Annotated in this window: 20 protein-coding genes and 2 pseudogenes; 15 read left to right on the plus strand and 7 right to left on the minus strand. The window is 38.0% G+C overall.

The genetic code is table 11. The features are described from left to right. Positions 1-2: 2 nt before the first annotated feature. A complete protein-coding gene (locus FGK98_RS04895) occupies positions 3-1,760 on the plus strand; it encodes a glycoside hydrolase family 13 protein (protein ID WP_138101042.1) in 1,758 nt (585 codons plus the stop codon). A gap of 119 nt (positions 1,761-1,879) precedes the next feature. Here the strand turns inward: FGK98_RS04895 and FGK98_RS04900 are convergent, their stop codons facing one another. Further along, a complete protein-coding gene (locus tag FGK98_RS04900; RefSeq protein WP_138100289.1) occupies positions 1,880-3,451 on the minus strand; it encodes a hypothetical protein in 1,572 nt (523 codons plus the stop codon). After that, positions 3,444-4,822, minus strand: a pseudogene (locus FGK98_RS04905) (YobI family P-loop NTPase). The gene FGK98_RS04900 and the pseudogene FGK98_RS04905 overlap by 8 nt, the downstream one beginning before the upstream one ends. Positions 4,823-5,283: 461 nt before the next feature. Between FGK98_RS04905 and FGK98_RS04915 the strand changes: the two are divergent. From FGK98_RS04915 to FGK98_RS04925, 3 genes are all read left to right on the plus strand, one after another. Beyond that, on the plus strand, positions 5,284-6,021 hold the full coding sequence (locus tag FGK98_RS04915; RefSeq protein ID WP_138100292.1) for a TraX family protein: 738 nt from the start codon (positions 5,284-5,286) through the stop codon (positions 6,019-6,021). 106 nt (positions 6,022-6,127) lie between these two features. Next, entirely contained in the window at positions 6,128-6,829 is a 702-nt protein-coding gene (locus tag FGK98_RS04920) for a response regulator transcription factor (RefSeq protein WP_138100293.1), read from the plus strand. Continuing rightward, a complete protein-coding gene (locus FGK98_RS04925) occupies positions 6,826-7,704 on the plus strand; it encodes a sensor histidine kinase (protein ID WP_138100294.1) in 879 nt (292 codons plus the stop codon). The genes FGK98_RS04920 and FGK98_RS04925 overlap by 4 nt, the downstream gene beginning before the upstream one ends. A gap of 38 nt (positions 7,705-7,742) precedes the next feature. Here the strand turns inward: FGK98_RS04925 and FGK98_RS04930 are convergent, their stop codons facing one another. The 3 genes from FGK98_RS04930 to FGK98_RS04940 form a co-directional block, all read right to left on the minus strand. Beyond that, positions 7,743-8,495: an ABC transporter permease gene (locus FGK98_RS04930; RefSeq protein ID WP_138100295.1), complete on the minus strand. Its 753-nt coding sequence runs from the start codon at positions 8,493-8,495 to the stop codon at positions 7,743-7,745. A 10-nt stretch (positions 8,496-8,505) separates the two neighbouring features. After that, a complete protein-coding gene (locus FGK98_RS04935) occupies positions 8,506-9,414 on the minus strand; it encodes an ABC transporter ATP-binding protein (RefSeq protein ID WP_138100296.1) in 909 nt (302 codons plus the stop codon). A gap of 144 nt (positions 9,415-9,558) precedes the next feature. Continuing rightward, a complete protein-coding gene (locus tag FGK98_RS04940) occupies positions 9,559-10,368 on the minus strand; it encodes a Cof-type HAD-IIB family hydrolase (RefSeq protein ID WP_138100297.1) in 810 nt (269 codons plus the stop codon). A gap of 146 nt (positions 10,369-10,514) precedes the next feature. On the opposite strand from FGK98_RS04940, the gene FGK98_RS04945 reads away from it, so the two are divergent. The 5 genes from FGK98_RS04945 to FGK98_RS04965 all read left to right on the plus strand — a co-directional run bounded on the left by FGK98_RS04945 (position 10,515) and on the right by FGK98_RS04965 (position 19,616). Next, positions 10,515-10,976, plus strand: coding sequence for a MarR family winged helix-turn-helix transcriptional regulator (locus tag FGK98_RS04945; protein WP_138100298.1), 462 nt, complete (start codon positions 10,515-10,517; stop codon positions 10,974-10,976). Then, positions 10,969-11,388 (plus strand): EVE domain-containing protein, encoded by a 420-nt coding sequence (locus FGK98_RS04950; RefSeq protein ID WP_138100299.1) that lies wholly within the window; start codon positions 10,969-10,971, stop codon positions 11,386-11,388. The genes FGK98_RS04945 and FGK98_RS04950 overlap by 8 nt, the downstream gene beginning before the upstream one ends. Positions 11,389-11,494: 106 nt before the next feature. Next, positions 11,495-14,770 carry an ATP-dependent nuclease subunit B gene (gene rexB, locus FGK98_RS04955; protein ID WP_138100300.1) on the plus strand — a complete coding sequence of 1,092 codons (3,276 nt, stop codon included), beginning with the start codon at positions 11,495-11,497 and terminating at the stop codon, positions 14,768-14,770. Then, a complete protein-coding gene (addA, locus tag FGK98_RS04960; protein WP_138100301.1) occupies positions 14,767-18,420 on the plus strand; it encodes a helicase-exonuclease AddAB subunit AddA in 3,654 nt (1,217 codons plus the stop codon). Before rexB ends, addA begins: the two co-directional genes overlap by 4 nt. Positions 18,421-18,437: 17 nt before the next feature. After that, positions 18,438-19,616 carry a hypothetical protein gene (locus FGK98_RS04965; protein ID WP_138100302.1) on the plus strand — a complete coding sequence of 393 codons (1,179 nt, stop codon included), beginning with the start codon at positions 18,438-18,440 and terminating at the stop codon, positions 19,614-19,616. A gap of 33 nt (positions 19,617-19,649) precedes the next feature. On the opposite strand, the gene FGK98_RS04970 is transcribed toward FGK98_RS04965, so the two are convergent. Beyond that, positions 19,650-20,006 (minus strand): type II toxin-antitoxin system PemK/MazF family toxin, encoded by a 357-nt coding sequence (locus tag FGK98_RS04970; RefSeq protein ID WP_138100303.1) that lies wholly within the window; start codon positions 20,004-20,006, stop codon positions 19,650-19,652. Continuing rightward, positions 19,990-20,205 carry a type II toxin-antitoxin system PemI/MazE family antitoxin gene (mazE, locus tag FGK98_RS04975; RefSeq protein ID WP_138100304.1) on the minus strand — a complete coding sequence of 72 codons (216 nt, stop codon included), beginning with the start codon at positions 20,203-20,205 and terminating at the stop codon, positions 19,990-19,992. Before mazE ends, FGK98_RS04970 begins: the two co-directional genes overlap by 17 nt. Positions 20,206-20,413: 208 nt before the next feature. On the opposite strand from mazE, the gene ylqF reads away from it, so the two are divergent. The 6 genes and pseudogenes from ylqF (at position 20,414) to xerS (ending at position 26,140) form a co-directional block, all read left to right on the plus strand. Beyond that, positions 20,414-21,265, plus strand: a complete 852-nt coding sequence (gene ylqF, locus FGK98_RS04980; protein WP_138100305.1) for a ribosome biogenesis GTPase YlqF — start codon at positions 20,414-20,416, stop codon at positions 21,263-21,265. Continuing rightward, positions 21,252-22,031 (plus strand): ribonuclease HII, encoded by a 780-nt coding sequence (locus FGK98_RS04985; RefSeq protein WP_138100306.1) that lies wholly within the window; start codon positions 21,252-21,254, stop codon positions 22,029-22,031. Before ylqF ends, FGK98_RS04985 begins: the two co-directional genes overlap by 14 nt. Positions 22,032-22,043: 12 nt before the next feature. After that, complete coding sequence (locus FGK98_RS04990; RefSeq protein WP_138100307.1) at positions 22,044-23,594, plus strand: ClC family H(+)/Cl(-) exchange transporter; 1,551 nt, start codon at positions 22,044-22,046, stop codon at positions 23,592-23,594. Between the two features lie 53 nt (positions 23,595-23,647). Next, positions 23,648-24,390 (plus strand): annotated as a pseudogene (locus FGK98_RS04995) (CPBP family intramembrane glutamic endopeptidase). 62 nt (positions 24,391-24,452) lie between these two features. Continuing rightward, positions 24,453-24,890, plus strand: coding sequence for a MepB family protein (locus FGK98_RS05000; protein ID WP_138100308.1), 438 nt, complete (start codon positions 24,453-24,455; stop codon positions 24,888-24,890). Between the two features lie 179 nt (positions 24,891-25,069). After that, entirely contained in the window at positions 25,070-26,140 is a 1,071-nt protein-coding gene (gene xerS, locus FGK98_RS05005) for a tyrosine recombinase XerS (protein ID WP_138100309.1), read from the plus strand. Positions 26,141-26,217 lie beyond the last annotated feature (77 nt).

The raw sequence follows: 26,217 nt of genomic DNA on the forward strand, positions 1-26,217 counted from the left end.
CAATGGAATTAACAGCCATTTACCACAGACCAGAGTCGGAGTACGCTTATCTTTATAAAGACAAGACAATGCACATTCGTATCCGGACCAAGAAAGATGATATTGAAAGCATCAACTTACATTATGGAGATCCTTTTATTTTTATAGAGGACCGTTATGAAGCAATCAAGGAGATGACCAAAATTACCTCCGATGCTTTGTTTGATTACTGGCAAGTGGATGTTACGGTGGGCTATGCACGACTCCAGTATCTCTTTGAACTCAGGGATAAGCAAGGTCAAAAAATCTTATATGGCGATAAGGGTTGTGTTGAAAATACGCTAGAAAACCTCCATTACGAAGGAAATGGTTTTAAAATTCCTTACATTCATGAAATTGATGCTTGCCATGTTCCTGACTGGGTGGCTGAGACGGTATGGTATCAGATTTTCCCAGAACGTTTTGCCAACGGCAATCCTGAGATTTCTCCAGAAGGTTCGCTAGCTTGGGATTCCTCTATCAAACCAAAGACGAGCGATTTCTTTGGTGGTGATTTACAAGGTATTATTGACCATCTGGATTACTTGCAAGACCTGGGTATTACAGGACTTTATCTCTGTCCGATTTTTGAATCTCCAAGCAATCACAAGTACAATACGACGGATTATTTCGAAATTGACCGTCATTTTGGAGACAAGAAAACCTTCCGTAAACTGGTTGACCAGGCCCATCAGAGAGGCATGAAGATCATGCTGGATGCCGTTTTCAACCATATCGGAGACCAGTCGCCACAGTGGCAGGATGTCCTCAAACACGGTGAAAATTCTGTTTATAAAGACTGGTTCCATGTTCAAGAGTTCCCAGTGACAAAGGATAAGCTTGCAAATCCAAGAAAGCTCCCTTACCATACCTTTGCCTTTGAGAGCTATATGCCCAAGCTCAATACGGCAAATCCTCAAGTTAGAGACTATTTGCTAAGAGTCGCGACTTACTGGATTGAAGAGTTTGATATCGATGCTTGGCGCTTGGATGTGGCCAATGAAGTCGACCACCAATTTTGGCGAGATTTCCGGAAGGCTGTCCTAGCTAAAAAGCCTGACCTTTATATTCTTGGAGAAGTCTGGCACACGTCTCAGCCTTGGTTAAATGGCGATGAATTCCACGCGGTCATGAACTATCCTCTCTCTGACAGTATCAAGGATTATTTCTTGCGTGGGGTTAAGAAACCTCATCAATTTATCGATGAAATCAATAGCCAGTCTATGTATTACAGACAGCAGATTTCGGAAGTGATGTTTAATCTTCTGGATTCTCACGATACGGAGCGTATTTTGGCTACTGCCAAGGGAGATGTCCAACTTGTTAAGTCTGCCCTTGCTTGCCTCTTTCTACAAAGGGGGACGCCGTGTTTTTACTATGGAACCGAGTTAGAATTAGACGGAGGTCCAGATCCAGATTGTCGTCGTGTTATGCCTTGGGAACGTGTTTCCGACAGTAATGAGATGCTTCATTTCATGAAGAAATTGATTCAGCTTCGCAAGGATGTTTCAGATATTATTCAGTATGGAAAATTTATTCTCAAAGAAATCAAGCCAGATGTAGTGTCCCTAGCATGGGATTATGATGGACACAGAGTCCAAGTTATTTTTAACCAATCAAGTGAAAACTATCTTGTAGATCGTGATTCTGTAGCGCTAGCAAGTCATTGCCAAGAATTGGAAAATCAGCTTGTGATTTCTCCAAAAGGGTTTGTGGTCTATCGAGAAAAGTCTCGGGATTAGTTTGGTGTCTGAATAAGAGGGATTCTTATGTCAAAAGTAGTTAAGGATAACTGGTTTGAAGTGAAAGGGTTAAGGTTTTCTGTATATACTTTATATGATTTATTGACTTAATAAATTACTTACATGTTTGAAGGTAGTTCATTTTTAGTTTCTAATTCTGCTATTAGCTGCTCTATTTTATTTTTACTGTTTTTAGCAGAAAGTTTTCTTTTATTCAGAATATCTATATATATTTCTTTGTTGTTTATTGAGTTTTTTATACTCAGTAAGTCTCTTACTTTATATTGGTTGATAACTTTCTCTTTAATATCATCAATGTTAGAATGCTGATTAATGTATTCTGCTAATTTCTTCTGTTTATCGTTTCTATTATCAGGTTTTCTATTTGGTCTTCGAACTAGAGATTTCATCTCACCAATTTCTAAAGTTTTGATATTAATTTTATTGGTAAATGAATCTTTGTAGTTTTCTATTAGTTCTTCAAAGGTTGGTAAAGAAATGGAAGATTTATTCAGTTGTTCGGTGATAAAATCTTTATCTAAAGTGTTAAGTATTTCTTTATAATGTTTTCTAGAAATCTTACTTTGAACATTAGTTAGTTCTTGCCATAAAATGGTAGGGTTGAAAAGATTAAATGGGATCTTTTTATCCTCGTGATTCATGTAGGTCCGGATTATAGATCTGAAAGAATTAATATTAGAGGTAATGTACAAGTTATTTGATTCATGTGAGTAAATTTCGATATTGCTGAAAATATTAGAATCTATATAATTTAATAATTTTATTATAGTCTTTTTTGCATCAAGAGTGTTTAGTTTATCATAAATATTTTCATAGCTATCGATTTGTTTATCTTCAAAAATGGATAAAATAGCTAATAAAGTTGAAGAATTTAATGAAATCTTTTCCTTCTCCCACAAAGTCTTGTAAAATTCCTTTTGCTCCGATCTAACTTTTTGGAAATCAGAGGGATCAAACATTATTATTGGTATTTTATTATTTATTTTTTTACTAATTAAATATAATAATTCCTTTTCTAGAGTCTGTTTATCTGCTTCCTTGGAAATATTCTGTATTTTTTCAAGAAGAGTATTAACACTGACGTCTAAATTAAGAATATTAACACTGTCGTCTAAATTAAAAGTATTAACAATGACGTCTAAATTTATTTTTTTATCTAGAATTAATAGTAGTAATTTTACATCATCATTTATATTATCGCTTATTTGACTCTCTAAAACATAGCTCTTCATTTTGGTGAAGAGATGATCTTCTTGTGGATTTACCAATTTATTATAAAGTATTCTAGATATGCTATTTATATTTAGTGTAATTTTTTGGGGGTCATTTACATCTTGAAGGAAGATTATTTTTTTAAAGTAATCTTCTATACCTTTAATAATATTTTCATTGTTATCAGCAAATGCTTTATTAAAATAATCATAAATTGCTTCATTAAAAAAATTATCAACAGAAAAGTGATGATCGGATAATTTTAAGAATATTTCATAAATTTTATCCTGTTTAAGAACTTTTATTTTCTTTAATTCCTCCCTATCCTTTAATAATACAGACATAAAAAATTTTTTTTCATCTTCACGAAGACCATCTGGGGATTGTCTAACTAAGTAATCTGTATATGTTTCATTAATAAGATTATTTTTTATCAAAAATTTTGCAATCTCACTCATCGTTATCCTCCAATGAATTTTTTATTTGAGTGTACAAGTCTCCTTTAGATTTAACTAGGTCATTAAAATCACTGGAGTTTAGTGTTTTATATATTATCAGTGCAAGTAGTTGTTTGTAATCTATTTTTTTAATATTATTTTTATGAATTTTTTTGTAAATTTTAAATTCATTTACTATATTTTTAAGAACTCTAAGGTCATCAATAAATATGGAAATTTGATATAAAAAAGTCTCGAATTCATTTTTATCTGTATTTTCTATGTCTCCTAGCAACCTTGATTTTAGATAATCAAATGAATTTGTATTGTTTATAATAGGGATGATTGGAATAATTACATCAAAAAATTTTGTTTTCTCTGTTGCTGAAATATTTTTACTGTTATTTGTAGGATCAACATTTTTTTCAGAAAATACTTCATCACTTATTACATAGAAAAACATCAATTTCTTATCGTTTGAAGAATTCCTTCTTTGGTTTACCATTAAGTTAATTTCTCTTAATTTTTCGAATATTGAATGGTCGTTAAATCTATCTAAGTCTTCAAAAATTACAAAATCTGCATCAGATTCATCAAAAAGATAAATAACATCAGATAGAAAATTATCAAAATATGAGACTGTAGAAAAGTCTCTATTTTCCATGTTTACGTTAATTCCCATGGTATTTATTGTCAGTTTTGACCAATTTCCTTTATATATTATTTTCTTAATTGTATTTGATAAAAGGTAATATAAGATAATCATAGCTATGACAGATATAAAGATGAGAATGTAATCATTAGATTCAAGATTAGGTGGGAAATTTTTAATGCCATATGTAATTTTTTCAGTTATAACTGGTAATAAAAATTTATAATAAAGGATTAAATAAATAATTAATAATAAATAAAAGAAAATTTTATAATTTTTGATATTTTTTTAGTCAAAAAGTTTGCTTTTGGTATTTTATTTGGTTTGATTTGATTTACTAATTGGTTGACAATTTTCATCTCTAAAATGTTATCTATCTGACTATTTATTGCTTTATCATCTTGGGAAGTAGGAATAGTATTTCCTGCTAAACTATCAAAATGTGCTAATGAGATATAAATACTTGTTTTACTCTTTAATTCATTAAAATAACTATGAATTATTGAGCTTTTTCCAGTTCCATATCCACCAGTTACCCCAACATTTTTTATAAGCTTATCTTGAGTTACATTATTCAATACATCTTTATAAATTTTATAGTAATTTGTTTCAAATTCATCAGAAGCAATTTGAGTGTAGTCTATTGGAGCTAGACTTTCAAGTTTTACATTCGAATTCTCGTTAGAAGATTTATTTATATGTAATAGAGAAGCTAAACTATTGAGCAAATGATTTTCCATTTATGTTGTCCTTAACTAATATTCTTATAGTTAATTATATCATATTGTAAGTTGCTAAAGATACCTAAATTAAAGTTTATAATAATGATTTTAAATCAAAGATAATCAACAGTTTAATGCTTATGATTATTCTATAAACGGTATATAATTAGGTGAAAAGTGGATTTAAATCCATAAGTTCCTAAAACATGAAGATGACAATAGATTGTCGAACTAGTTTCGTTGAGAATTGTGTCTGTTTAATAAAATTAATTTATAGTTCTGAAATAATGTTAATATTAAAGCAGTTTCAATTCAAACTTGATTTTTTCTGTTTTCTATTATTTCTTGATATCATTTTTTGATATTCACGCCTGTCTTACAAAAATGTAAGATAGGCTTTTTAAATGTAAGATAGGTGTACGATTATGCGTGGAAATATATGCTATACTCTATGTAGATCAAAAAGAAAGAGGTTTATTATGAAAAAATGGAATGCAACGCAGTTGAAGTATCTGATGGCGGCAGTAATGGTTCTAGACCATATCCCTCATATCACAGGGATTGTTTCTCCTCTGTGGGAAGGTATTTTCCACGCTATGACACGTTGCGTGGGAGTTTGGTTTGCGTATATGGCTATGGAAGGTTTTATCCATACTCGAAATCTGAAAGACTATCTCATCCGCCTCTGGAGTTGGGCGCTTATCATGTTCGCAGGCAATAGCCTCCTCAATACCCTATTTGCATCTAAAGGAGTAATGGTCACTAATAACATTTTTCTGACTTTGGCTATCGGTGTCACCATGCTTTGGATTGGTTTTCCTCGAAAAGAGTTGGATCAAAAAGAGAAGTTGTGGCGTTGGATTGGAGTTGCTGGGCTTTTGATTTTCGGTTGTCTTTTTACTGAGGGTGGTATCACCATGCTACCATTTCTCTTGATTAGTTACTCTTGTCGAAATCGCAAGGGATTGCGAAATCTCCTCTATACTCTACTTTGGGCTTTCCTGTTAGTGACTTCTATCCATACCTATGATACTTGGTACCAAACCTTGGAAATGATGCTTTACAATTCTGACTGGCTCTTTATCACCGTATTTCCTTTTATGGCACTTTATAATGGACAGCGAGGACAAGAAACCAGTTGGAGTAAATATTTCTTTTATATTTTCTACCCAGCTCATCTATGGATCATAACCTTGATTGCTTATTTGGTTAAGTAGATTCAATTTTCATTAGCTCCTTCTTGCTTAAAATGTGAGAGGAGCTTTTCTGTATCTGGAATTCCTAACAAAACATGTTATAATAGTTTTAGAAAGGACGAGGTTTATGGCGAGCATACTTGTAATTGAAGATAATAATGAAATTCAGGAAATCTTAAGAACCCTTCTTGCAGAGGAACATGAGGTGATTCAAGCCTTTTCTGGCACAGAAGGTATCATGCAATTTGACAAAGGAGGCATTGATCTCGTTTTGCTAGATATCATGCTTCCTGGGAAAAATGGCGACCAAGTCTTGCAAGCCATTCGACAAACTAGTCAGACTCCGATCATCATGCTCACTGCTTTGGGTGATAAAAAGCTTATCGGCCAATATCTCCTAGATGGTGCCAATGATTATGTAGTAAAACCTTTTGATTTGGACGAAGTCTTTGCCAGAGTCACTGTGCAATTACGCCAAAGTGGTGAACATCAGTCAGAAGATCAAAGAAATGCTGAAAATTCGGTGCAAAACATTAAAAATATCCAGTTCGATGCGGATAGTTTTGAAATAAGTAGCACAACTGAAACCATTCGCCTTGCAAAGAAAGAGTGCCAGATTCTCCAAATGTTGCTCCATCATCCTAAAAAAATCTTCACCAAGGAAGAACTCTATGAATTGATTTGGGAAGAAAGTTACCTGCCTGGAGATAATACGCTCAACACTCATCTAAGCAATCTCCGTAAAAAACTGCATCAACTGGATCCAAATCATGAGTACATTGAAACCATTTGGGGAGTTGGTGTACGATTAAAAGGAGACAAGCAATGATTTATATTTTGCTATCAATATTGCTCCTTATTAACATCGTTTTATCAGTTTCTTTGATTCGCTATCATCTAACAGTTAGAGATTTAAGCAGACAAATCGAAGAGAAGATTCGCTCGGGTAGCATGAAGAGGATCGGGGTAAATTTCTTTTCAAAGACCATTTTGCGTCTACATAACCAAATTGAGAATCTGTTTCAAGAAGTAGAGCAAAACCAGCTAATCATGAAACGTGAAAAGCGCACCCTAGATATGGCAATCAGTAACATTGCTCATGATATTCGGACACCTTTAACAATCGCTTCAGGATACACTCAGCAACTAATAAAGCATCCCGATAATAGTCAGGAAACTTTAAGCAAAATAGCCCATCATCAGGATTTGGTTTCCAAACGTTTGGAGGCTCTCCTTGAATACCGTCATTTGATGGAAGGAGCAGTCAAACCGAAACTGGAAGAGCTTGATTTATCAACTTTTATAACGAAGAAGACTTTAACTTATTACGACGTTTTTCAATCTTCACAGATTGTTCTTGATTTTAACGTTGAACCAGGATTGAAAACGACGACTGATGAGGACTTGCTTGATCGAATTATACAAAACCTTCTTGGAAATGTTCTCAAGCACGGTAAGGAGAAGGCTCGACTTTCTTTGAAAAAGGAAGAAAATAGACTTGTTTTGGAAATTGATAACCTAGTCAAAAAACCTATCAAGAATATAGACAATCTCAGCAATCGTTTTTATTCTGAAAATATGTCAGATACCGAAGAATCCTCTGGTTTAGGTCTCTATATTACTGAGGAATTAGTTCATCTTCTTGGAGCGGAAATGAAGCTAGCCACTGATGGAGAATGGTTTTCAGTCTTTATTTATCTTTAACAGAAGAAACCTCCTCTATATCCTAGAGGAGGCTTTATTTATAAGCTTTTCTTCTTGAAAATGGTAAGGCCACTAAGAGAGAAGATAAGGATGACAACTACGCAAACCGTGATTGTATAGAGAATAGATTGACTATTACTAGTCATAGCATAGGCAAAATCTAGAATTAAATATCGTAGAATTTCAATGTCTGGGAAAACAAGCATTGGAATAGAAATGACGATAGAGCTAATCAGATAACCAATAAATACGGCAAGATAAGAATGAGTTAGGTAGAGAATAAAGGAAACAATCGAAAGCCAAGCTAGAAGGCAGAGAAATTGAAGGGAAATCGTCAAGAGGAGATTAGTAACAAAACCATCAGGCATTGTACCAAGTCCGTTTAGTAGAGTCGCGGGAATAAAGGCAATCACAAGACTGGTAATGAGTTGTAAGAGAGCGATACTTGCTAGAACAAAGAATTTAGCAAGGAAAAATTCTGTACGAGAAACACCGACTGTCAAACTATTTTTATAAAGCTTGCCGATTAGATCAACCCCAAGAACTAAACATACTAGAATAATACAGAGGAAAACGAGGTTTGAGCCGTTATTTGACACGTTGATTAGAGCTTCTATCCCATTCCAACCATGGGTAGGAGTCTCAGGTGGTGCTGTTTGAACGGACATTAGATGTCCTGTAGCGCCAATAGTAGCACCCAGTAACATAAGTACAAAGAGAATGAATTCTGTAATCCAGAATCCTTTGGAGCGGAAAAGACGGTAAAAATCTGCTTGAATGGTGTGTATCATGATTTTTCTCCTATTCTACCAATTGTGTGAAGTATTCTTCTAGGTTTTGACGGGCAAAGTAAATCTCTTCAATAGAAACATCTGCCAAAGTTAGTTGCTTGAGGATCTGTTTGACATCTTGTTCATTACCAAAGATATGGATTTCATTTTCAGGATTTACAACCTTAAACTGGAGTTGGATTTGTTCCTTCAATACTTGACAAGCTCTTTCTTTATCGCTTGTTCTAAGCACGATATAATCCTCACTTAGTGTTTCAAATTCAGCTTTGCTGATTTCACGGATAATCTTACCTTGATCTAAGATACCAAAGCGATTAGCTAGGAGATAGAGTTCAGACAAGATATGGCTAGAGATGAGGATAGTTATGCCTTTTTCTTGATTGAGCCGCTGGATCATGAGGCGAAATTCTTTGATTCCAATTGGGTCGAGACCGTTAATGGGTTCATCAAGAATCAGGAAATCAGGTTTGGATAGAAGGGCAATGGCGATGCCAAGCCTTTGTTTCATTCCTAGTGAGAAATCACGAAAGACTTTTTTACCTGTATCTGACAAACCCACATAGTCCAGCGTTTCTCGAATAACTTGATCAGCATTTGGAATATGCCGAATCATACAATAATATTTTAGATTTTGATAGGCTGTTAAGTGATTATGAGCTACAGGTGTTTCGATAACTGAACCTACTCGAGATAGGGCTTTGGTCCACTCATTTTCCGATTGACTAGAAAAGAGGGAAATAGTTCCTTTATCCGCAAACAGTAGTTGTGTAATGATTTTGATAAGAGTAGTTTTACCTGCTCCGTTTTTTCCAATTAAACCATAAATATCTCCCTCTTTTATCGTTAGATGAAGATCTTGAAGAATAGCTTGTTGGCCGAATTGTTTGGTCAGTCCATGAATTTCGAGTACTGTTTTCATGATTTTCTCCTTTTGATTTATTTTACTAACTTTAGTATAAGCTATAGAAATCAAAGAAAGTTCAAGTATTTCTAAAGAGTTTCTAAAGTTTTCTGATTTTTAAAATGTCAAAAACCCAGTTAAGGATTTAACTGGGAATTTTCTCTATAAAATATACTTCTCAATGGCACGCGCGACGCCGTCTTCTTCGTTACTGGTTGTGACGTCATTAGCAAGGGATTTGACATGGTTGCTAGCATTTCCCATAGCAATACCAAGACCGGCAAACTGAAGCATTTCGATATCGTTATTAGCATCACCCATGGCCATAATTTCTGACGGCTCAATCTGTAAAATCTCAGCTAGTCGTGAAAGAGCAGTAGCCTTTGTGGTTCCAAGTGGCATAGCTTCATAAATGACAGGCTGCGAACGAACACCACTAAATCGTTGGCAGAGTTCTTCAGCAAAACGCTCTTCAAAATTATCTGTTTGTTCTTTAGTGCCTAAAAACATGCCTTGGAACATACGATACTTACCACTGGTGGCTTCCTCAAGGGAAATTTCAGTCAGGTCTGAAAAGACTAGTTTGGCATCATTTTGAACGATTTCATTTGGCTTGCCACCAAGGACAAAATAATGTTCTTCATCAAAGAGAGTCAACTGGACGTCGCTTTTTTCAGCTAGGTCATAGAGGTATTCGATATCAGCAGGACTGAGTTCTTGCCAGTCAACTAGACTCCAGTCACTGGTCTGGTGGGTTGAGCAACCGTTATTGACAATGACATACTCATTCTGGAGGTCAAGTCCTAGTTTTTTATAGTAGGGGAGGACACCGAAAAGCGGTCGACCTGTACAGAGAACCAATTTGACGCCTTTTTCAATGGCCTGGTGAATGGCAGTAATGTGGGCTTGAGGGATTTCCTTGGCTTCATTGAGGAGAGTTCCGTCCATATCCAAGGCTAGTAGTTTAATCATAAGACTTCCTTTTCTAGGTATTTTGCTTTTATTATAGCATATAGACTATAAAATGTCTGACAGAATTGTAAAATTCGACTTTCCTTTTCTTGAAAAACAAAATAAATTCTTATATAATATGTATACTTAATATTTAAGGAGAAAAAATGCCACAATATCAGTTTAATTCAATTTATAAAAACGATGAAACAGAGTCTACAGGTCTTCTTTTCATCAAAGTCTACAACAAGTGGGAAAACAACTTAAAAAGAGGCTTGAAATCAGTTGGTCTCACTTTGCCTCAATTTATTGTTTTGACCTCGCTCTTGTTTTTGAACAATAGAGAGGAATATGTAACGCAAGTTGATATTGCTCGGTTCACCGGTATGGATGTTATGACGGTTTCCCAGATTGTTAGACTATTAGAGAGGAAAGACTACATTAGTCGCGATCAACATCCAAAGGATAGTCGGGCAAAACTGGTCTTAGTGACGAAGTCTGGCGCGGAGAAGATCAATCAAGCTTTACCCTTAGTAGAAGGGATTGATGAAAAATTTTTTGAAAAACTTTCTAACGATAGAGAAAGTTTTAATCGCATGTTAGCAGAGTTGGAGGATAAAAATGCCTAGATATTGGGTCGGAGTTGTTTCAAAGAATCATGTTTTAAGAGGAGTTGAGGGAAATTTTTGTCAGGTCTGTCATGGAAAGGGCGGCCCCTTAAACCGTATGAAAAAAGGAGATTATCTTTTATACTATAGCCCCAAATACGATATGAACGGTCAAGATAAGTTACAGGCTTTTGTGGCCGTAGGTAAAATTATAGATGACAAAGCCTATCAAGTAGAGCAGTTTGAAGGATTCTTTCCCTTTAGAAGAGATGTTGAGTACTATCTACCAGTCAAAGATTGCTCCATAGAAATAGCCAGACAACATCCTGAATGGAAAGGCTATACTTCTAGGCTTCGTTATGGGCATTTTGAAGTTTCCAAAGACTTTTTCCTATATATCTTTCATCATATGAAAGTGGATGACGAAGCTTGATTGATTTGCTAGTTAAATGATTGTCAACAAGAATTTTGGATTTGGACTGTGAAGCAAACTTTGCTATAATAGAGTAAGAAACTTTGAGAAACCAAACGAGGCAGAGATGAAATTACTTTATACTGATATTCGGACTTCTTTGATAGAAACCTTGACCAGAGAGGCGGAAGAGCTAGTTGCTGCGGGCAAGCGGGTCTTCTACATCGCCCCCAACTCTCTTTCATTTGAAAAGGAACGCGCCGTGCTGAAATGCTTGTCCCAGCAGGCTTCTTTTGCTATTACCGTCACGCGTTTTGCTCAAATGGCTCGTTACCTGATTTTAAATGACTTGCCTACAAAGACCAGTCTTGATGACATCGGCCTTGGAATGGCCTTTTATAAATGCCTTGCTGAACTTGATCCTAAAGGGTTACGAGTTTATGGAGCTATTAAACAAGACCCTCAATTTATCCAGCAGTTGATTGAACTTTATCACGAGATGACAACTGCTCAGATGAGCTTTTTGGACTTGGAAAGTTTGACCGATGAGGATAAGAGAGCAGATTTACTCTTGATTTTTGAGAAAGTGACTGCTTATCTCAATCAAAACCAGTTGGCTCAGGGAAGACAGTTGACCCATTTGATTGAGGCTATTGAGAATGATAAGGTAAGTAGTGATTTCAGTCAGATTGCCTTAGTCATTGACGGGTTTACCCGTTTTTCTGCTGAGGAAGAACATGTGGTGGATCTGCTCCAGCGTAAAGGTGTTGAGATTGTCATTGGTGCTTATGCAAGTAAAAAGGCTTATACCAGTCCTTTCACTGAAGGGAATCTCTACCAAGCCAGTGTGGAATTTCTTCATCATTTGGGGGCAAAATACCAAACACCTGCTCAGAATCGTTCTCAGACTCATGAGAAAATGGATAGTTTTGACAAGGCCTCACGTTTGCTGGAGTCTTCTTATGACTTTTCAGAACTCGCTTTAGATGTCGATGAGAAGGACCGTGAAAATTTGCAAATCTGGTCTTGCTTGACGCAAAAAGAGGAGTTGGAATTAGTAGCCCGTAGCATTCGTCAGAAATTACATGACCATCCAGAACTGAGTTACAAGCATTTCCGAATTCTCTTGGGAGATGTAGCTTCTTATCAGTTGTCCTTAAAGACCATTTTTGACCAGTACCAGATTCCATTCTATCTTGGTAAAAGCGAATCCATGGCCCATCATCCCTTGACCCAGTATGTGGAGTCTATTTTACGATTAAAACGCTACCGTTTCCGTCAGGAGGATTTGATTAATCTCCTCAGAACAGGCTTGTATACTGACCTAAGTCAGGCTGAGATTGATGCTTTCGAGCAATATCTCCGCTATCTTGGCATCAATGGCTTGCCAGCTTTTCAGCAGACCTTCACAAAATCCCACCATGGAAAGTTTGATTTGGAACGCCTGAATGCTATTCGTCTGCGAGTTTTGGCGCCACTTGAAACCTTATTTGCTAGCCGAAAACAAAAGGCTAAAAATCTCTTGCAAAAGTGGAGTGCTTTTCTAAAAAATGCTGCTTTAAGCAAGCAGATGCAAGGTTTAACATCCACTATGGAAGTCCTAGAGCAGGAAAGACAAGCTGAAGTTTGGAAAGCCTTCTGCCATGTTTTAGAACAATTTGCGACGGTTTTTGCAGGTTCACAAGTTAGTCTAGAGGACTTCTTAGCCTTGCTCCATTCTGGGATGAGTTTGTCCCAGTATCGCACCATTCCAGCGACAGTGGACACCGTTCTGGTGCAGAGTTATGAACTGATTGCGCCTCTGACAGCTGACTTTGTCTATGCCATTGGGCTGACTCAGGATCATCTACCAAAAATCGCGCAAAACACCAGTCTTTTAACAGACGAAGAAAGACAAAGCCTAAACCAAGCGACTGAAGAGGGAGCGCAATTACTGATTGCAAGTAGTGAAAACCTCAAGAAAAATCGCTACACCACGCTTTCCTTAGTTAATGCTGCTCGCAAACAGTTGATTTTGTCAGCACCAAGTCTCCTCAATGAAAATGAGAGTAAAGAATCAGCCTATCTTCAAGAGCTGGTCCATTTTGGATTTAGTCGGACAGAGAAGAAGATTCATCAAAAAAGTCTGTCTAAGGATGATATGGGTTCTTATCACAGTCTCTTGTCTAGTCTAGTTGCCTATCACCAGCAGGGCGAGACGAGTAATAGGGAGCAAGATTTAACTTTTGTTAAGGTTTTGGCGCGTGTGATGGGTAAAAAACTAGATCAAAAAGGCCTTACAAATCCAGCTATCCCAACTAGTCCAAGTAGCAAATCATTAGAGAAAGAGACCTTGCAGGCTCTCTATCCAGCTGACAAAGAGTTTTACCTGTCTACCTCTGGTTTGACGGAGTTTTACCGCAATGAATACAGTTATTTCCTCCGTTATGTCTTAGGTTTGCAGGAAGAATTACGCCTGCGTCCGGATGCTCGCAGTCACGGAAATTTTTTGCATCGTATTTTTGAACGTGCCTTGCAGTTACCTGACGAAGATTCCTTTGACCAACGTTTGGAACAGGCTATCCAAGAAACTGATCAGGAACTCGAATTTGAGGCTATTTATCAGGAAAGTTTGGAAGCCCAGTTTACCAAGGAAGTTCTGCTTGATGTCGCTCGGACCACTGGCCACATCCTACGTCATAATCCAGCCATCGAAACCATCCAAGAGGAAGCAACATTTGGCGGGAAAGACCAGGCATTTATTCAATTGGATAATGGGCGAAGTGTTCATGTGCGAGGCAAGGTTGACCGTATTGACCGCCTGAAAGCTGATGGAGCGCTAGGAGTGGTGGACTATAAATCTAGTTTGACCCAGTTCCAGTTTCCTCATTTCTTCAATGGGCTTAATTCCCAGTTACCAACCTATCTTGCTGCCCTAAAAAGTAAAGGGGAGCAGAACTTTTTCGGTGCTATGTACTTGGAAATGGCTGAACCTGTCCAATCTCTGTTGACCGTTAAGAGTTTGGCTGGAGCAGTAGCAGAAGCCAGCAAGTCTATGAAATATCAGGGTCTTTTCTTAGAAAAAGAAAGTAGTCATTTAGGGGAATTTTACAACAAAAACAAGGTCAATCAGCTGACAGATGAGGAGTTCCAGCTCTTACTAGACTATAATGCCCATCTTTACAAGAAAGCAGCTGAGAAGATTTTACAAGGACGGTTCACCATCAATCCTTATACCGAAAATGGCAGAAGCATTGCCCCGTACGTCCAGCAACATCAGGCAATTACAGGATTTGAAGCAAACTACCATCTAGGTCAAGCACGCTTTCTAGAGAAGTTAGATTTAGCGGATGGCAAACGTCTGGTCGGAGAAAAACTCAAGCAAGCATGGTTTGAAAAAATGAGAGAGGAGTTGAATCGATGAAGCCTATTTCCTTTTTAACTGAGGAAGAGATTCAAAAACTGCAAGAAGCAGAAGCGAGTTCGAGCAAAGAACAGAAGAAAACAGCCGAGCAAATCCAAGCCATTTATACTGCAGGGCAAAATATCCTAGTCTCAGCGTCTGCTGGTTCAGGGAAAACCTTTGTCATGGCAGAGCGCATTCTGGACCAATTAGCACGTGGCGTGGAAATTTCTCAACTCTTTATCTCAACCTTTACTGTCAAGGCTGCTACCGAACTCAAGGAACGCTTGGAGAAAAAAATCAGCCAGCAAATCCAAGAAACCGATGATGTTGATCTCAAACAACACTTGGGACGACAGTTGGCTGATCTGCCAAACGCGGCCATCGGAACCATGGACTCCTTCACTCAAAAGTTCCTCGGCAAACATGGCTACCTGATTGATATCGCACCAAATTTCCGTATTCTACAAAATGAAAGTGAACAGTTAATCTTAAAAAACGAAGTTTTTCATCAGGTTTTTGAAGACCATTACCAAGGTGAAAACAAAGAGAAATTTAGTCGTTTGGTGAAGAACTTTGCTGGACGAGGCAAGGATGAACGTGGCCTGCGCCAGCAAGTCTACAAAATTTATGACTTTTTGCAATCGACCAGCAATCCGCAAAAATGGCTGAGCGATTCTTTCCTAAAGGGATTTGAAGAAGCTGATTTTGCTAGTGAAAAAGAAAAACTAACCGAGCAAATCAAGCAGGCGCTTTGGGATTTGGAAAGCTTTTTCCGTCATCATCTGGATAATGATGCCAAGGAATTTCCCAAAGCTGCCTATTTAGAAGCTGTTCAAGATGTTTTGGATGAAATTGGCTCCTTAAATCGCGAGTCCGATAGTCAGACTTATCAAAAGGTTCTTTCACGTGTTGTCGCTATCTCTAAGGAGAAAAATGGTCGGGCTCTTGCTAACTCTAGTCGAAAGGCTGATTTGAAGCCACTTGCAGATGCTTATAACGAAGAGAGAAAATCCCAGTTTGCAAAACTTGGACAACTAGCAGACCAGATAACAATTCTCGACTATCAAGAACGTTATCATGGAGACACCTGGAAATTAGCTAAAACTTTCCAAAACTTTATGAGTGATTTTGTGGCAGCTTATCGTGAACGTAAACGCCAGGAAAATGCCTTTGAATTTGCTGATATTAGCCATTATACCATCGAGATTCTAGAGAATTTCCCACAAGTTCGTGATGCATATCAGGAGCGCTTCCATGAAGTCATGGTCGATGAGTATCAGGATACCAACCACATTCAAGAACGGATGCTGGAATTGCTGTCTAATGGCCACAATCGCTTTATGGTGGGGGATATCAAGCAGTCCATCTACCGTTTCCGTCAGGCGGATCCACAGATTTTCAATGAGAAATTCCAACGCTATGCGCAAAATCCTCAAGAAGGCAAGTTGATTCTCCTCAAGGAAAATTTCCGAAGTAGTTCAGAAGTGCTATCAGCAACCAACCATGTCTTTGAACGGCTTATGGACCAAGAGGTTGGTGAAATCAACTACGATAGCATGCACCAGCTTGTTTTTGCCAATACCAAACTGACGCCCAATCCTGAGAACAAGGCAGAATTTCTTCTCTACGATAAGGACGACAGTGAGCAAGAGGACGAAGAAAGTCAAGTAGAAACAAAACTAACAGGTGAAATGCGCTTAGTCATCAAGGAAATCCTTAAACTCCATCAAGAGAATGGTGTAGCCTTTAAGGAAATTGCTCTTTTGACTTCCAGTCGCAGTCGTAATGACCAGATACTCCTCGCTCTATCAGAGTATGGAATTCCTGTAAAAACAGACGGAGAACAAAATAATTATCTCCAATCATTAGAAGTGCAAGTCATGCTAGATACTCTTCGTGTCATCCACAATCCTCTGCAAGACTATGCCTTGGTTGCCCTTATGAAGTCTCCAATGTTTGGTTTTGATGAAGACGATCTGGCACGTTTGTCCCTTCAGAAAGCAGCTGATAAAGTCCAAGAGAATCTTTATGAGAAACTGCTTAACACTCAAAAACAAGTAACTGAGCGGAAAGAGTTAATTCACAAAGCTTTAGCGGAAAAACTAAATCAATTCATGGATATCTTGGATTCTTGGCGCTTGTATGCCAAAACCCACTCCCTTTATGACTTGATTTGGAAGATTTACAACGACCGTTTTTATTATGATTATGTTGGAGCTTTGCCAAATGGTCCTGCTAGACAAGCCAACCTCTATGCCCTAGCTTTGAGAGCAGACCAGTTTGAAAAGAGTAATTTCAAGGGCTTGTCTCGATTTATTCGTATGATTGATCAGGTTTTGGAAGCACAGCATGATCTTGCAAGCGTAGCCGTCGCACCGCCTAAAGATGCAGTGGAACTCATGACCATTCACAAGAGTAAAGGTCTGGAGTTTCCTTATGTCTTTATCCTCAACATGGATCAGGACTTCAATAAGCAAGACTCAATGTCTGATGTTATTCTCAGTCGTCAAAATGGGCTTGGTGTCAAATACATTGCCAAGGTAGAAACAGGAGCAGTAGAAGCTCACTATCCTAAAACCATTAAACTCTCCATTCCTAGCCTTACTTATACGCAGAATGAAGAAGAGCTTCAACTGGCTAGCTATTCAGAGCAGATGCGTTTGCTGTATGTTGCCATGACACGGGCAGAGAAAAAGCTCTATCTTGTCGGTAAGGGCTCTCGTGAAAAGCTAGAAGCCAAGGAATATCTAGCAACTAAAAATGGAAAACTAAACAGCAACACTAGACTTCAAGCAAGGAATTTTCAAGATTGGATTTGGGCTATCAGTAAGTTATTTGCCAAGGATAATCTCAACTTTAGCTATCGTTTCGTTGGTGAAGATCAGCTGACTAGAGAAGCTATCGGAGAGTTGGAAACCAAGAGTCCTCTCCAAGATAGCTCCCAAGCAGACAATCGCCAGTCTGAAATCATCAAAGAAGCCCTTGAAATGCTGAAAGAAGTAGAAGTCTATAATACTCTTCACCGTGCGGCTATTGAACTTCCTAGCGTCCAAACTCCTAGCCAAATCAAGAAATTCTATGAACCAGTGATGGATATGGAAGGGGTGCAAATTGCTAACCAAACCAAATCACCAGAGAAGCAAATCAGCTTCGATTTACCAGATTTTTCAACTAAAGAAAAGGTAACAGGAGCAGAAATTGGTAGTGCAACCCACGAACTCATGCAGAGAATCGACCTCAGTCAGCAACCAACGCTTGCTAGCCTAAAAGATACCCTCAAACAAGTTCAAACGAGTCCAGCTGTCCGAGACAAGATCAATCTTTCTAAAATCCTAGCTTTCTTTGATACGCCACTCGGTCAAGAAATTCTCGCCAATACAAACCATCTCTATAGAGAGCAACCTTTTTCCATGCTCAAACGAGACCAAAAGAGTCAGGAAGACTTCGTTGTTCGTGGGATCTTGGACGGATATCTGCTTTTCAAGGATCGTATCGTTCTTTTTGACTATAAGACTGACCGTTATGATGAAGCAAATCAGCTTATTGAACGCTATCGTGGGCAGTTAGCCCTCTACGGAGAAGCCTTATCACGAGCCTATTCGATTGACAATATTGAAAAATACTTGATCTTACTCGGTAAAGATGAGGTTCAAGTTGTAAAAGTATAATCTAGAAAGGAGACCTCATGACACTTCCAGTTAGAAAATCCCTGCATGACGCAGTTTTACAAACTTCAAAAACTGATACTTGGGATCAAGCAACCAAGGAATGGAATGAAGTTTCCTTGATTTTTAATGGTATTGGGCGCAGTAACTGTATCTGCGGAAATGCCATTAAGTACGCTTACGAACTCTTTAACGGAGTGACTGGTCAACGACTATTTCCTATAGGTAGCGACTGTGTCAGACATTTTCATCGATTAAGCCTTGATCAGCAACTGGAAGAGGAAGAGAAACTTCTCAGAAAGCTTGAAAGTCTGACTAGAAAAGTCAAGAAAAAGGAAAAAATCAAGGTCAATAAAAGCGATTTTGACGAAAAACTTCTAAAATGGTTTTGGAAAAAAGGTGTTTTCAAAGCCAATCGTGGCAATCAATTTGCACCTGAGAAAGATTACCAGCTTTTCCTAGAAGTCTTTCAAGGAGGAAGTTGGACCAAGGCAGAGCCAAAAAAGAAGGCTCGTCTGGAAGAAGTCCTTGAAAAGTATATCAAACCCTTTCTACTTGGTAAGTCTGATGACCAACTGTACCTTGTTAAACTAGGTAAGGAGAAAATAGACTACGAGCAACATTTACGGATTCAGGCAGAGAAAGAACGCAGAAAGAGAGATAAAATCGCAAAGCAATACGCAGATAATCTCATCCTTGCCATGGGACCTGCAGAACGCGCCTATCAAGATTACTTTGGCTTTACAGAAACCCTAACCCAAGAAGAACGAAAATGGGAAAAAATTCTTTTTGGAAAGAATAGAGAAGAACGAGCTCTCAAGGCAAAGCAAAACCAAAAAGAGCTGGAAAAGGATCAGCGGATTGCAAATCAAGATCCTATTGAACGAAAGCAGAAGCAGACTTGGCTTCTTAACTCCTATTTTCGAGATTTACCTGATGAAAAAGCTATATTTTCTCGACTCTTATTAAAATATCGAAAAAGTGGTGAAGTCCCCTTTTCAAATGATTACTTATCTGAGCATCTTATTGACTTTTTCTACAAGATGAAGGCCTTTGAGTTTGAAATTACTCCAGATCAGGTGAGGGATTTTCTAAAAGAATGTCTAGAAGCGGATCACCTATCTTCAGCTCAATCTAGCTGGATAAGAGGGATTTTGACAAACTGCCTTCACCCATTTTTAGATAGGTTACTCATATAGAAAAAATCCTACCTTGTCTATGCATGGTAGTATTTATGTATCTCCGAAGATGTACTGATAAAGTTGGACGACTTTCTGAAAACACTGCGTGTCCATTCTTGTTATTTTTTGAGCATTACGCATCCGAAAATCAAAGGTATACAGTTGAAATGGATTGACAGCGCCATCTACCTTATACGACGAGACAGGAACGAGCAGGCCTTTTTCTGCTAAATGCTTCTGACCATGGGTGATGGGACAGACAGCCACAAAACCAGTTTGCAAAGCATATTCTCTCCTAGACACAACCAAGGCAGGTCGCCGTTTCTGAATCTCCCGACCAACTGATGGATCAAAGTCAAGCCAAATGATATCTTGCTTTTCAGGAATATAATCAGATTTCGCTATCAATGATTTTTACCCCTTCAAAATCATTTGTCATTCTTAAGTCAGCAATCCCATCAAAAGGATCTTTTAGCTTAGGAGCCAAGACAATAACCCCATCAATTCCTTTGTAGACAACCATTTCTTGACCTTCCGTCATACCCAAATTTTTAGGAATGGTCACAGTGAGAGAATTTCCCACCTTCCGAGTCTTTACTGTATTCATCACTCTACCTCCACGAAATTGTATATACAAAGTATATACCAAACGGCAAATAAAGTCAAGCAAACGTTAAATTACATAAATTAAGTTATGTTCTATAGTGTGATTTTATTTTAGTCAAAGCCTGTGCAAAAGCACCTAATTTATGATAGAATAGATGGTGAGAAAGAAAACGTTTTATTACGTTTTTTAGTCGGAAGGGGAAAATATTATGGCTACTATTCAATGGTTTCCAGGCCACATGTCTAAGGCTCGGAGGCAAGTTCAGGAGAATCTAAAGTTTGTTGATTTTGTGACAATTTTGGTGGATGCGCGTCTACCTTTATCTAGTCAAAATCCTATGTTAAACAAGATTGTGGGTGATAAACCCAAACTTTTGATTTTGAACAAGGCAGATCTGGCTGATCCAGCAATGACAAAAGAATGGCGTCAGTACTTTGAATCACAAGGGATTCAAACTCTGGCTATAAATTCTAAAGAGCAAGTTACTGTGAAAGTTGTGACAGATGCAGCCAAAAAGCTTATGGCTGATAAGATTGCACGCCAGAAAGAACGTGGTATCAAAATTGAAACCTTGCGTACCATGATTATCGGAATTCCAAATGCCGGTAAGTCAACCCTCATGAACCGTTTGGCTGGTAAAAAGATTGCAGTTGTCGGCAATAAACCAGGTGTTACCAAGGGTCAACAATGGCTTAAAACCAATAAAGACCTTGAAATCCTAGATACGCCAGGGATTCTCTGGCCTAAGTTTGAGGATGATGCTGTCGCACTCAAACTAGCCTTGACGGGAGCTATCAAAGACCAGTTGCTTCCTATGGACGAAGTGACTATTTTTGGTCTCAATTATTTCAAAAAACATTATCCAGATAAGCTAGCTGAACGTTTCAAACAAATGAAAATTGAAGAAGAAGCTCCTGTTATCATCATGGATATGACCCGTGCCCTCGGTTTCCGTGACGACTACGACCGTTTTTACAGTCTTTTCGTGAAGGAAGTTCGTGATGGAAAACTCGGTAACTACACCTTAGATACATTGGACGACATCGATGACGACGATTAAAGAAATCAAAGAACTTCTCGCTACTGTCAAAGAATTAGACAATCCTCTTTTTCTAGAATTCAAAAAAGATGTCCGTTCTGGAGTTCAAAAGGAAATCTACAAGCGTAAAAAAGCCATTCAGGCAGAACTGGATGAAAACCTTCGTTTGGAATCCATGCTTTCCTATGAAAAAGAGCTTTACAAACAAGGAATGACCTTAATAGCAGGTGTTGACGAGGTCGGCCGTGGTCCTTTGGCTGGTCCTGTGGTCGCTGCAGCCGTTATCTTGCCAAAAAATTGTAAGATTAGAGGCCTCAACGATAGCAAAAAGATCCCCAAAAAGAAACATCTGGAAATTTATCAAGCCGTTCAAGACCAAGCTTTGGCAATCGGTGTCGGAATCATGGATAATCAAGTCATTGACCAAGTCAATATCTATGAAGCAACCAAGCTTGCTATGAAAGAAGCAATTTCTCAGCTCAGCCCCCAACCTGAGCACCTCTTGATTGATGCCATGCAGCTTGATTTACCAATTTCACAAACCTCCATCATCAAAGGAGATGCTAACTCCCTCTCGATCGCAGCTGCATCTATAGTGGCCAAGGTGACACGGGATGAATTGATGAAGGACTATGATGATCAATATCCTGGATATGATTTTACAGCTAATGCAGGATACGGAACAGCTAAACATCTAGAAGGATTGGAAAAACTAGGTGTCACCCCAATTCACCGAACCAGTTTTGAACCAGTCAAAACACTGGTTTCAACCAAGAAAGATAAGTAAGAGGAAATGATTATGGAGGAACAGTCAGAAACACTCAGTTCCAAGAAAGAATTTGCCTTTGCCTCAAGCACCATATTATCCCAAGTTGGTCGTGGAATCATTGTTGGTCTTGCCGTCGGGCTAATCGTCGGATCCTTTCGTTTTTTAATTGAAAAAGGCTTCCACCTGATACAAGGACTCTATCAAGATCAAGCGCACCTAGTGCGCAATCTTTTTATCATTGGTCTATTTTATTTAATAGTTTGCTGGCTTAGTGCGAAACTAACTCGGTCGGAAAAAGATATCAAGGGTTCTGGAATTCCTCAAGTCGAAGCAGAACTAAAGGGACTCATGTCACTTAATTGGTGGAGTGTCCTCTGGAAAAAATATGTATTAGGTATTCTTGCTATTGCCAGTGGCCTTATGCTAGGTAGAGAAGGTCCAAGCATTCAACTTGGGGCTGTTGGTGGAAAAGGTATTGCCAAGTGGCTAAAATCCAGTCCAGTAGAGGAACGTTCCTTGATTGCAAGTGGGGCTGCCGCAGGACTAGCAGCTGCCTTTAATGCACCAATCGCAGGTCTTCTCTTTGTTGTAGAAGAAGTCTATCACCATTTTTCACGCTTTTTCTGGGTCTCAACTCTAGCAGCCAGTATCGTAGCAAACTTTGTCTCATTGCTCATATTTGGCCTAACACCCGTACTGGATATGCCAGACAACATTCCTCTCATGACCCTAGACCAGTATTGGATTTACCTGGTTATGGGAGTATTTCTCGGGCTCTCTGGTTTTCTCTATGAGAAAGCTGTCCTCAATGTTGGTCGAATTTATGATTGGATTGGTCAAAAAATCCATTTGGATAGAGCTTATTATCCAATCTTGGCTTTTATTCTTATCATACCAGTCGGGATATTCTTACCACAAATTCTCGGTGGTGGAAATCAGGTCGTTCTTTCCTTAACTGAGCAAGATTTTAGTTTCCAAGTTCTATTATCTTACTTTTTGATTCGCTTTGCTTGGAGCATGATTAGCTATGGAAGCGGTCTTCCAGGAGGAATTTTCCTTCCTATTCTGGCGCTCGGTTCCTTACTTGGTGCCCTAGTCGGTGTTATTTGTGTCAATCTTGGACTTGTCAGTCAGGAACAATTTCCTATATTTGTCATTCTGGGAATGAGTGGCTACTTTGGGGCAATATCTAAGGCTCCCTTAACTGCTATGATACTCGTAACCGAGATGGTTGGAGATATTCGCAACCTCATGCCACTTGGCTTAGTGACCTTAGTCGCCTACATCATCATGGATTTACTAAAGGGTGCGCCAGTATACGAGGCCATGCTTGAGAAAATGCTGCCAGAAGAAGCAACAGATGAAGGAGAAGTCACCCTCATTGAAATTCCTGTATCTGACAAAATCGCTGAGAAACAGGTTCACGAACTCAACTTGCCACATAACGTACTCATCACCACCCAAGTTCATAATGGTAAAAGCCAAACAGTGAATGGCTCAACCAGAATGTATCTGGGCGATATGATTCACCTAGTGATTCCAAAAAGTGAAATTGGAAAAATCAAAGATTTGTTGTTGTAAGTTTTTTATTTACATAATTTATTTTACGTAAAATATTATTGAAAGGATTCTCTATGAAAAGAAATAAGGCAATTGCGGTATATTTGCTGGGCACATTTAGCCAAATAGTATCAGTTTGTCTCCTTTTTTTCTCTTGAATCATTTTTCTATTCATTCCAATCTATTAACTATTTTAGGAATCTTTCTAGATGGGATTTCTTCAGCTCTTTGGGGAATAATTGTTGCAAATCACTATTTTCATATTCATTTTAAGGAGATTGTAAAAGATTTTTTTAACATTCATAGCAGTTATAAACACTATTTATTATCTTTCTTCCTTATTATCCTTGATTTCTCTTTTCTAATGTTTGGTGGGAAAATAATAGAATTTAGCTGGTATCTCCCATTTTTGATGTTCTTCAAATTTATTGCCTTTGGTGGTATAGAAGAGATTGGATGGCGATATGTCTTTCAATCAATTTTACAAGAGAAGCTACCGTATTTTCACTCAACAATCCTAACCTTTTTCAGCTGGGCAATTTGGCATCTGTTGTTCTTTTACATAGATGGTTCCCTAGCAACACTGCAAACTCTACCGTTTTTATTTGGATTGCTGACGAATTCTTTCATACTCTCAGCTCTTTATATCAAGACAAGCAATCTCTGGATTTGTGTTATGACACACTCGATCATTAACGTCTTGTCTCAGCTAACCATAGACACTGATCGATCCGAAACCTACCTGCTTAAAACCTTCATCATCTTGGTATCCTGCTATATGGTAATACATAAAAAAGATGAGTATAGGTGGTACTGATTTTGTTGGAAAACAGTATTATTCTTTTGAAAAGTTATATGCTAAGGAGGACATACATCATAATGAAAATAATCGATGTTCTATATCATTTTTATGGCGATTTTGATTTCATTGAAGAAAAATACAATGAAAAATACGAAGGTATTCTTATCAAGATAAAGGAAGAGCAAGAATATAAAAGATGCCGCTTGGCAAAAAGAACACCAAAAAAAGAAGGATATTTTACAGTTTTTTGGAAAAAAGACCAAAACAACAAGAACATTCCTTATACCAATGAGGACTTAGGAAATGAACTTATAATCGTTATCATTGATAATGATAAGAGGGGACTATTCATTATTCCAAACGAGGTGGCTATTTGTAAAAACATTCTGTCGACAAAAGATAGCAATGGAAAAATGTCTATGCGATTTTATCCTCCTTGGTGCTCAAATTTAAATACAACAGCTCGAGCAACACAAAAATGGCAATTGCAATATTTTAGAGAAATTGAAATATAAACATATTGCCGGATTACATACACACAAAAGACCTGTTTCTTATGATTGTGGAACCAGGTCTTTGTTTTTTTCTAGAATCCATCAAACACTTATAACGTCTTTCCGAAAAACTATAATTTTCTTGAAAAATAAATAAGTCTATGCTATACTACTAGTAGACTTATTTATGGAGAAAATACATGAAACGTGAGATTTTACTGGAACGAATCGATAAACTAAAACAAATCATGCCCTGGTATGTTTTGGAATACTACCAATCTAAGCTTGCTGTTCCCTACAGTTTTACAACCTTGTACGAATATCTCAAGGAATACGATCGATTTTTCAGCTGGGTTTTGGAGTCTGGCATTTCAAACGTTGATACAATGGCCGATATCCCCTTATCTGTCTTAGAACATATGACAAAAAAAGACATGGAATCCTTTATCCTATATCTACGTGAACGCCCATTGCTGAATGCCAATACAACCAAGCAAGGTGTCTCTCAGACAACTATCAATCGAACCTTATCGGCACTTTCTAGTCTTTATAAGTATCTAACCGAGGAAGTTGAAAACGAGCAAGGAGAGCCTTATTTCTATCGTAATGTAATGAAGAAAGTTTCAACCAAGAAAAAGAAAGAAACACTTGCTGCCAGAGCTGAAAACATCAAACAAAAACTCTTTCTAGGTGATGAAACAGAGGGTTTTCTAACTTATATCGACCAGGAGTACCCTAAAACGCTCTCAAATCGTGCCCTATCTTCCTTTAATAAGAACAAGGAGCGAGATTTGGCCATTATCGCCCTTCTCTTGGCGTCTGGTGTCCGCTTATCTGAAGCTGTTAATCTGGATCTAAGAGATCTCAATCTCAAAATGATGGTCATTGATGTCACACGTAAAGGTGGCAAACGTGACTCGGTTAATGTCGCTGCCTTTGCTAAGCCTTATCTAGAGAATTATCTAGCCATTAGAAATCAACGCTATAAGACTGAAAAGACGGACATTGCACTCTTTTTGACACTTTACCGAGGTGTTCCGAACCGTATTGATGCTTCCAGCGTCGAAAAAATGGTTGCTAAGTACTCTGAGGACTTCAAAGTCCGTGTAACTCCCCACAAACTTCGCCATACTCTGGCAACTAGACTCTATGATGCGACTAAATCGCAAGTTTTGGTCAGTCACCAACTAGGACACGCCAGTACACAAGTTACTGACCTCTATACCCATATCGTCAATGATGAGCAAAAGAATGCTCTAGACAGTTTGTGAAATACATAAAATAAATTATGTAACTATGTAATATAAAGTAAAACAGAAACTCCTCCTCCACCGAGCCTCTGTTTTAT

The sequence above is a fragment of the Streptococcus australis genome, assembly GCF_901543175.1.
Taxonomy (GTDB): domain Bacteria; phylum Bacillota; class Bacilli; order Lactobacillales; family Streptococcaceae; genus Streptococcus; species Streptococcus australis_A.